This is a genomic window from Acinetobacter sp. YH01024 (genome assembly GCF_013420195.1).
Taxonomy (GTDB): Bacteria; Pseudomonadota; Gammaproteobacteria; order Pseudomonadales; family Moraxellaceae; genus Acinetobacter; species Acinetobacter amyesii.
In genome coordinates, this window is sequence record NZ_VOYQ01000069.1 from 1 (window position 1) to 9,616 (window position 9,616).

9 protein-coding genes are annotated in these 9,616 nt (G+C 40.1%); 1 reads left to right on the top strand and 8 read right to left on the bottom strand.

Translation table 11 applies throughout. From position 1 onward, the window contains the following. Nucleotides 1-108 precede the first annotated feature (108 nt). The 8 genes from FTT88_RS16220 to FTT88_RS16255 all read right to left on the bottom strand — a co-directional run bounded on the left by FTT88_RS16220 (nucleotide 109) and on the right by FTT88_RS16255 (nucleotide 7,982). On the bottom strand, nucleotides 109-396 hold the full coding sequence (locus tag FTT88_RS16220; RefSeq protein ID WP_180174105.1) for an Ig-like domain-containing protein: 288 nt from the start codon (nucleotides 394-396) through the stop codon (nucleotides 109-111). Between the two features lie 38 nt (nucleotides 397-434). Continuing rightward, nucleotides 435-1,079 carry a BapA prefix-like domain-containing protein gene (locus FTT88_RS16225; protein WP_180174106.1) on the bottom strand — a complete coding sequence of 215 codons (645 nt, stop codon included), beginning with the start codon at nucleotides 1,077-1,079 and terminating at the stop codon, nucleotides 435-437. A gap of 335 nt (nucleotides 1,080-1,414) precedes the next feature. Next, on the bottom strand, nucleotides 1,415-1,900 hold the full coding sequence (locus FTT88_RS16230; RefSeq protein WP_180107281.1) for a hypothetical protein: 486 nt from the start codon (nucleotides 1,898-1,900) through the stop codon (nucleotides 1,415-1,417). Nucleotides 1,901-1,996: 96 nt separating this feature from the next. Then, the gene (gene sohB, locus FTT88_RS16235) at nucleotides 1,997-2,959 is read right to left on the bottom strand and encodes a protease SohB (RefSeq protein WP_078190186.1); all 963 of its coding nucleotides are present in this window, start codon (nucleotides 2,957-2,959) and stop codon (nucleotides 1,997-1,999) included. A 190-nt stretch (nucleotides 2,960-3,149) separates the two neighbouring features. Beyond that, nucleotides 3,150-4,073 (bottom strand): phosphate ABC transporter ATP-binding protein PstB, encoded by a 924-nt coding sequence (gene pstB / locus FTT88_RS16240; protein ID WP_168379202.1) that lies wholly within the window; start codon nucleotides 4,071-4,073, stop codon nucleotides 3,150-3,152. Between the two features lie 13 nt (nucleotides 4,074-4,086). Then, on the bottom strand, nucleotides 4,087-5,478 hold the full coding sequence (gene pstA, locus FTT88_RS16245; RefSeq protein WP_180174107.1) for a phosphate ABC transporter permease PstA: 1,392 nt from the start codon (nucleotides 5,476-5,478) through the stop codon (nucleotides 4,087-4,089). After that, nucleotides 5,475-6,854 carry a phosphate ABC transporter permease subunit PstC gene (gene pstC, locus FTT88_RS16250; RefSeq protein WP_078190189.1) on the bottom strand — a complete coding sequence of 460 codons (1,380 nt, stop codon included), beginning with the start codon at nucleotides 6,852-6,854 and terminating at the stop codon, nucleotides 5,475-5,477. Before pstC ends, pstA begins: the two co-directional genes overlap by 4 nt. Nucleotides 6,855-6,953: 99 nt before the next feature. Next, a complete protein-coding gene (locus FTT88_RS16255) occupies nucleotides 6,954-7,982 on the bottom strand; it encodes a substrate-binding domain-containing protein (RefSeq protein ID WP_078190190.1) in 1,029 nt (342 codons plus the stop codon). Between the two features lie 410 nt (nucleotides 7,983-8,392). Here FTT88_RS16255 and FTT88_RS16260 point away from each other — a divergent pair, with 410 nt between their 5' ends. After that, nucleotides 8,393-9,445 (top strand): Rieske 2Fe-2S domain-containing protein, encoded by a 1,053-nt coding sequence (locus FTT88_RS16260; protein WP_180174108.1) that lies wholly within the window; start codon nucleotides 8,393-8,395, stop codon nucleotides 9,443-9,445. The last annotated feature ends 171 nt before the right edge of the window (nucleotides 9,446-9,616 follow it).

Sequence of the window (9,616 nt, forward strand, 5' to 3'; positions counted from 1 at the left end):
AAACCTTCAAAATTCTTGCTGAGCGATATCGCAATCGAGGCAAAAGACTAGCATTGAGATTCAATCTAATTGCTGGAATTTATAACTTGGAGCTGAGTGAAAAACGACTTATGAAAGAAATCTAATGACTTTAGCCGTCTCACCTGCTTGTAAAGTATTACTTAATGCAATGGAGAAATTGCCATCACTTGCCGCAGTCACAGGCCCACCTAAAAGCGTTGTGCCATCTGCAGCATAAACATAAACTTTTGAACCCGCTTCGGCAAAACCAGAGACAAACTTACCGCTTTCATCCACTTGTGCATTTGCAGCGTCTGGGGCGATCGTATCTTTACTACCCGTTAAAATCATTGATTGAGAACTATTTCCAGCCTTGTCTTTAGCGTACACAATCACACGATTTCCGTCTGTAATCGCGTCATCTAAAGTAATTTTTAGTTGCCATCAGCATCTGCTTTAGATTGACCAATCGTATTGCCTTTCGCATCTACGATATAAACCGTTGCACCTGCTTCCGCCTTGCCGGACACGACTTTTCCGTCACTATCAAAACTTCCAGTTGGCGTACTTGGCGCTGTTTTGTCATTGCTAGAAGATTTATCATCTTCTTTGTCAAATGCCAGCAGGTATATCGCTTCTGCACCTAAGATCGCCAATCCTGCCTTAAGTAACGATGGCGAACCATCATCTTCACTTGCAACTTCCATAGCTTGAACAGGTGTTGTCGCCTGATTTAATTGAGTCGATGCAGCTAAAGGTTGCATAAATTCATTCACAGAACGATAGCTAATTGTTTTACCATCAACATCCATTTCAACCAATTCAAATTGCTCTGGCCCACTACGCACGAGCAAAGAATTTTCAGAACCAAAGTCAGCTGTATAAAAATCATCAATCACAATTTTTTGACCATTTTTCAGGGTAATCACACATTGATTCCCTACTCGATGGATCGATTGAATATCGATTGGCTTGAGTTCTAACTGAATAATTGAAGGTTGAGATATTTGTATTTTGTTGGCCTGAGTTTCTTTTAAAATCGTTTGATCTTTCTTCGATATCACGACAATTTTTGTCATTTTTCCCTCAGTGTTATTATGTAATAAACATTTAATAAATAATTAGTTAAGTACCTTATCAAATTGGTGCTGAACAGACAAACCCTAATATATAATTATTTATTGAGTAATTTTGGCATAAAAAAAGCCAATGTAATATATGAGTTGATTCGTATTACTAAGTATTGGGTGATCTTCTAGACTCATAAAAATATAAGGTTTAAAAAGACAACATATGCTAAAAGATAAGCTTCTAACTACCTAAAATGCTATTTTTACTAGGAGCACCACTCTTCCAGTCCCAGAATAATTACTCACACATTATAATTAAACGAAAAAGAACCGTATTATTTATTTCATTCATGAGAATTATCATGTTTCGAACACTGACTAAAATGGCTATTTCTTGAATGATAAAAATTAATATTCCATTCTTCATCCAATTGTCTAATGATATCCCCCTCTTCATTATCTACATTTTTAATTAATATCTTCGGGGGAATAATCTCTAACTGGCGACGATTTTGACAATAAATATATGACTGGGCTATTTTTTTCAGAAAAACCCATTCGTTTTTCTTCAAAATTTCATCATGATAAATTAAAAAATCAGCGATACTGAAATCTTTATAATGGATACTATAAAGTACATCATGCGAGGAGTAAGAACTATAACTTCCTTCCAATATAAGAATATTGCCAAAAATTTCTTGGGCCTTTTGCTTCAATTCTAAATTTATTGGGTGTTGGCTATCCGTTATTTTAATTTCCTCAGACTGCTGATTATTAGAAATATAGTCAAAAACTAAAAAAGAAGTAAGGATAAAAAATAATAATATCAAACGAAAATTAAATACAGATTTCAGTTTTAAAGCCCTTTATTTGAGAAACCCAACCATTAAAAGCCAATCTTTGGATTGGCTTTTAAACTTAAAGAATTAAAGCTTTGGATCACGCAACTGCACAAGACTCGAATTGGCTTTACTCAATGACTCCATCACTTTAGACATGACTGCAGGAACCAATGAGTCCGCAATTTGTGCTGCTTGTAAGCCTAACTTCTCACCAAGCGTTGGCTTTTTGCGGGTTTCAATCATATATACATCATGTTGTGGCATGAGACTTAACAGATATTCATCTGACGTTTGGAGCTTATCGACTAGATTAAGATCAATGGCATCTTGACCATACCAATGCTCACCTGTTGCAACTTTATCGACATTAAGCTGAGGACGGTATTTTTCAACAAAGTGTTTAAACAAGTTATGCGTTTGCTGCAACTCTTCTTCAAATTTGGCTTTACCTTCAGCCGTATTTTCACCAAACATAGTGACGGTACGTTTGAACTGACCTGCTGTATACAGTTCAAAATCGATATGTTTTTCTTTCAATAAACGGTTAAAGTTTGGCACTTGTGCAACCACGCCAATCGATCCCACAACTGCAAATGGAGCTGAAACTATTTCATTTGCAATGCAGGCCATCATATAGCCACCACTTGCAGCAACTTTATCCACGCAAATGGTTAAGTTAAATCCAGCATCACGTAAACGTACCAATTGTGCAGCGGCCAGACCATAGCCATGCACCATCCCGCCTGGACTTTCTAAACGTAAAACCACGCGGTCACGTCCTGCTTTTGCTGTCGCTAAGATCAGGGTAATTTCTTCACGTAGACTCGTTACCGCAGATGCAGCGGTATCACCATTAAAATCGATTACATAAATTTTTTGGTTATTCTTTTTACGTGCGCGCGCTTCTTTTGATAATTGTTGGCTTAGTTGCAGCAGCTCAAGTTTAGATGCAGTCGTTTGCGCAATTTTTTTTCGTTGTTCATTAATACGTGCATTTAAATGGCTTACACGAATTTCCGCAGGCAACTTAGGATTATGAAATAGCATAAAATTGAAACTCATTTAATTCATATTTATGTTGTATAACATGTGGGTTGCATCACAAAAATTCAATCTATTTTTTGAAAATAATTCTCATTGAGCCAAATTGAGCATTTTATTTTTATCAAGACTTTTTGACCTAATTATTGACTTCATAAAAAAAGAGCCTTTCGGCTCTATTTTTAAACAGACCAGATTAACCAAAACGACCGGTAATATAGGCTTCTGTAAGCTGATGATCCGGTTGGGTAAAGACTTTTTCAGTGGAATTCACTTCAATTAAATCACCCAAATGGAAATATGCGGTACGGTCAGAAACACGCGCTGCTTGTTGCATCGAGTGTGTCACAATCGCAATGGTATATTGCGCTGAAAGTTCAGTGATGAGTTCTTCTACTTTTGCTGTTGCAATCGGATCGAGTGCTGAACAAGGTTCATCCATCAAAATCACTTCAGGACTAACTGCAATGGTTCGCGCAATACAAAGACGTTGCTGCTGACCACCTGAAAGCCCCGTACCCGGTTGGTTCAAACGATCTTTCACTTCATCCCAAAGCCCTGCTTTACGCAGACTATTTTCAACAATTTCTTCCATGTCGTATTTGTCACGCGCCAATCCATGCAGTTTAGGACCATAAGCCACATTGTCAAAAATTGACTTAGGGAATGGATTTGGCTTTTGGAAAACCATACCCACTTGGGCACGAAGTAACACCACATCGAGATTTGGATCATAGATATCTTGATTATCCATGAGCACTTGCCCTGTCACACGACAAGAATCAATCGTGTCATTCATACGGTTGAGCGTACGTAGAAACGTTGACTTACCACAACCAGACGGTCCAATAAAGGCAATCACTTCATTTTCATAAATGTTCAGATCAATGCCTTTGATCGCTTCAGATTCACCATAGTACACATGCACATCATTGGTACTGATTTTCACATTGGTCGATTTCGCATCTTTTTTCGCGCTAGATTGCGTATCGAATTGTGACACAAACGCAGTATTGGTTTGTTTTTGGCTGCCCTGTGCAGAGGTAAATTGTGTTTGTTCTGGATTCACGGACTTATCCTGATCTAAGGAATTCTTTTCAGTTGTAACGACGCTATTCATATAATGCCCTCAATTACCAGCGTACTTCAAATTTCTTACGTAACCAGATCGCTAAACTGTTTAAGCCGATCATGAGAGCAAGAAGTACAATGATTGCTGCTGCGGTACGCCCTTCAAAGAAGTTACGTAGCTCGTTACCTTGCCAAAGGAAAATTTGTACAGGTAATGCAGTGGATTGATCTAAAGGAGTGGCTGGTACACTTGCCACAAAGGCACTCATACCAATCAATAATAATGGAGCAGTTTCACCTAAGGCTTGCGCAACACCAATAATGGCACCAGTTAAGATACCCGGCAATGCCAGTGGCAAGACATGGTGAAATACAGTTTGTAAACGTGATGCACCTAAACCTAAAGCTGCTTGACGAATCGATGGCGGGACAGCTTTTAGTGATGCACGTGTGGTAATAATGACCGTTGGTAGTGTCATCAAACTTAAGACCAAACCACCAACCACAGGTGCCGAAAGCGGCATGTGCATCCAACCAATAAAGATCGCAGCACCAAGTAAACCAAAGACAATCGAAGGAACCGCTGCTAGGTTGTTAATGTTGACTTCGACAACATCCGTAATCCAGTTTTTAGGTGCAAATTCTTCTAAGTAAATTGCGGATGCTACACCGATTGGAATCGAAATAATGATCACGATCAGCATCATGAAGAGTGAACCCATAAACGCCCCTGCTAAACCTGAAGTTGCAGGTGAGCTACGAGAGTCTGGATTTTTAAATATTTCAGTATTAAATGAGTTGGTGATAACACCGTCAGCCTTGAGTTTATCTGCGAGTTGGCGTACTTCTGGGCTCAATTGTTGCTGTTCATCAGGCAAGCTGCGGTCAATATTACCCGCTAACCAGACATCGACATTGGCATCTGCAAGGATTTTCAAATCTTGCTTTTGGCCAATCAATGATGGATCTGCCATAACCATGTCACGTAAGCGATATGCTTCTGAACTGGTATATAAACTGTTGAGATCATCACGTTGAGAGGCAATCGCTGGATCTTTTGCAATGATCCCATTCACAATCAGCGCATCCCAATCCACCATGCCCATTTCAGTTTGCCAAGCAATAAAACGCTCTTGGAACTGTGCAGGAGATTCACCTTCTTTTTGAACCGGTTTCGCTCCTACATTGACGATACTTGGATCAAAAAACACAGGCACCGTCATCGAGCTTTGCCAGAATGCTGGTAAGCCTTTGGCTAAAATACTGCCAAACAATAGCACGACGAACAATAAGCCAGTCACTACTGCACTAAAGCCCAAGACACGGAAGGTATTTTCTTTACGGTGTCTTTTCGCCAATGAGTTTTCAATGATTTTCTTACGTTTTTCACGAAGCTCTGCGGCTGCGTGTTGATCAAAATTTTGATCCATATTTGATGTATTCGTCGTACTCATTCGTATTGCTCACGGTATTTACGCACAATGTACAGTGCAACAATATTCAGACCTAAAGTAATCACAAACAGTGTTAAACCGAGTGCAAAAGCAACCAATGCTTGAGGACTCGCAAAGTCTGTATCACCTGTTAATTGGTTTACGATGGTAATAGTGACGGTAGACACCGCTTCGAGTGGGTTGATATGCAGTAAAGGACTGTTGCCTGCTGCAAGCACCACAATCATGGTTTCGCCAATCGCACGAGATGCTGCCAATAAGAATGCACCGATGATGCCCGGCAATGCAGCTGGAATCACTACTTGGCGAATGGTTTCTGATTTTGTAGCACCCAAACCGAGTGAACCGTCACGAAGCGCGCGAGGGACTTGGGTAATGATGTCGTCAGATAATGATGAAACGAATGGGATAATCATAATCCCCATCACAAAGCCTGCTGTTAAAGCACTGGTTGCATTAATATCGAGTCCGATATATGCACCGAGCTGTTTTGCAAAGGGTCCAATAATCATTAAGGCAAATACACCATAAACGATGGTTGGAATACCTGCGAGAACTTCAATAGCCGGTTTTGCCCAGGCGCGAAAACTTGGCTTGGCATATTCAGCTAAGTAAATGGCAATCATCAAACCAACAGGAACAGCAACCAATAGCGCAATACCACTGACCATGAGTGTGCCCCAAAGGAGTGGCAGCAAACCATAACTACCTTCGGCATTCCCTGATGTACTAAAACCGGGGTTCCATTCAGTGCCTAAGAAGAAATCTAGTGGACTGACAAAACTAAAGAAACGCATGGCTTCACTGAACATCGACATCACAATGCCAACTGTTGTCAGGATTGCGACACCCGAACACAGTGCCAATGCGATATTAATGACTTTTTCGACTTGGTTACGTGCACGATATTTTTCTGCGATGCGGCGTTTAGCCATGACTAAACCAATCAATGCCGCACAAATCACAACGGCCAATTTTGCATATGAGCCGATGTTTTCAATTTTCTTTAACTGTTCTGCTGCTGCAAGTTCATATGCAGCTGGCGTATCACTTACCCCAAAACCAGAAGCAATCGCTTGAACGCGGTCAACCATTACGCTCGTGCTTGCAGGATCTAAACTTAAACGAATATTTTCAGGGACATTATTTAAAATAACGTGTTGAAAAATACTCGGTTCAACCAAGTTCCAAACAATCAAGATTAAAAAAGCGGGAATCCCACACCATAAAGCGACCAAAACACCATAATAGCCCGGTCGTGAATGCAACATTGCTGAGTTATTGCCTTTACCTGCAAGTTTGCGACTTTTGGTCAGTCCAACTTGATAAGCGATTGCAATAATTGCGAGCAACACACCAATAAGTAGCAGATTCATGTAATCTCCACTGTTTTTTCAAAAGCCCTTCTTGAAAAAACTGTTTCTTTGCAAAAAGCCAATGGCAGGTCAATCCTGCCATTGGCTGTTTCAATCCAATTATTTAACTGCTTTACCCGCTTTAAAGTTTGCAAGAACTGCAGCGCGTTCTTTATCAGACATTGAAATTAAGCCTGCTTTTTCTAGCTTAGAACCTTTACCTGATACTTTTTTGCTAAGGAAGAATTCTGTGAACTCTTTTAAGCCTTTAATTGATTTTAAGTGCTCGCCTTTTACGTAGAAGAACAATGGACGAGATACTGGGTATGAACCATTTAAAATTGTCTTCTCAGACGGCGCTACATTATTCACTGTTGCTACACGTAGCTTGTCACGGTTTTGGTCATAGAAACCTAGACCGAATACACCTACAGCGTTAGGTGAAGTTTTTAAGCGTGCCAATGTTTCTGTATAATCGCCCGCGATTTCAATCACACGACCGTCTTTACGGAAAGTTGAACATGCTTTTTTCTGAGCATCTTTATCTAATTTTGCGAAAGCTTCATAAGTTTCACAGCCAGCATCGACCATTTTTTCTTGGAATACTTCACGTGTACCGTGGTTTGATGCAGGAATAACTAAAGTGATTGCTTCGTTTGGTAATGTTGGGTCGATTTGATTCCAACGTGTGTATGGGTTTGGAACCAATTTACCTTTTGATGGTAGTTCAGCAGCGAGTGCAGCAAATACGTGCTGTGGGCGAAGTTTAAATGCCGCTTTTTTCGCATTTGACGCAAATACGATACCGTCATATCCAACTTTAATTTCTAAGATTTGGTTAACGCCGGCTTTTTTACATGCAGCCAATTCAGTATCTTTAATTTTACGAGATGCGTTTGCAACGTCAATTGTGTTGTCGCCAACACCATTACAAAATTGTTTCAAACCACCTGAAGTACCGCCTGAACCTACGACAGGTGCTTTAAATTGTGGGAATGTATTACCAAACTCTTCTGCAACAATACTTGCATAAGGCAGTACAGTTGAAGAACCAGCAATTTGGATCGTGTCACGAGCTGCATTTGCAGTTGTAGCGACTGTTGCCCCAGTAGTGAGTACCATAGCAAGTGCGATATGATTTAAGCGCATTCTCATCTCTCTTAATTGATGCATTTATTGGAGTACGCCACTTTTGTTTTTAAAGTCTTGTACTTTTTCGATATCTGCATTTTGATTTTAGAGTATGACAGTTAGGTTACATCTTTATGACGCTTTTATGATAATTGATGATTGCACATTGATTTAAATATAATTCTTTATTTTTCAATATGTAATGAAATTTATCAAAGTATTGGTCTTATTTATTTCTACTTTGATATTCGTAAAAATTCATGTCCTTGTCATATTTTGTCTTATTTTCTTTTTTCAATTTCCCCTCCTTTTCTGAATGTTGCACATTTGCATGTTCGATTTTTTATTCCTCCGTATTCCAATAATTGAAATTTCATTACATTTTTAGTTCGCTCAATATGCAAGTTTACATAAAAACAGAGCCTAAAATGACCAGCAAAGCCATTGCGACATTTAATCCGGACTTGCCTGTGCATATGACTTTTGAAAAACATGACTGGCACTTACTTGCAGAATATTGGTATCCCATTGCACTCGCTCGAGACATTACAGAACAACCTTATGGCACCATGCTTTTAGATATGCCGCTCGTTATCTATAAAATGGGAAATGAACTGGTTGTCGCTAAAGACGCCTGCCCGCATAGGGGCGTACCGCTAAGTTTAGGCAAAAATGATGGTCTAGGGGTAGTCTGCCGCTATCATGGCTTACGCTTTGGTGAACATGGGCATTGCAACCGTATACCCGCACATCCCGATCACAAGATCTCCCCTCGCTTTAATTTACAAACTTATGCAGCTGTCGAACGTTATGGCTTAATTTGGTGCTCCCTCACTGCCCCTAAAGAGGCTGAGCCCAATATCCCTATCATGCCAAATTGGGAAAATATTGAATTTCAGAAATTGGTTTGCCCAACAGTAGATTTTCAATGCTTCGCAGGCAGGCAGCTTGAAGGTTTTATTGATGTCGCTCATTTTGCATGGGTACATCCAGAAACTTTTGGTGACCCTGAAAATACAGAAGTACCTGACTATAAAACCATTGAAACTGCAACAGGATTCCATGCAGATTACTGGAGCAGTGTTGGACGCTATCCAATTGGTTTAGAACAACGTGGACAAGAGGGCTTTCAATGGCTACGGCATTTTGAGATTCATCTACCTTTTACCGCAACGCTGACCATTCATTTTCCAAACGACAGCAAGCAAGTGATTATGAACGCGGCCTCGCCTATGACTGCCCGCTCCACACGTCTATTTGCACCGATTTGCCGTAACTATGACAAAGACTTGCCTATTGAGGATGCTTACGACTTTAACCTGAAAATATTTGAGGAAGACCGATTGGTGTCCGAATCGCAAAAGCCTGAATATTTGCCTTTGGATTTAAGCATCGAAGCACATTTCCCGGCGGACCGTAGTTCGAGTATGTACCGTAAACTGCTGCGTAAGAAAGGTTTTAGTCCATTATTTGCGGCATAACATCAATATCGTATTGCATTCACCTCACCCTAAGCCTCTCCTACAAGGCATAGGTATCTACACAAATCCCAAGTTTTGGGTTAAATTGAAGAGCATGCTCTTCAATTTAATATCTCCCATCTTGATACACGTCTCGTCAGACGATACAACGCCCTCGTAAAGCTTAATATG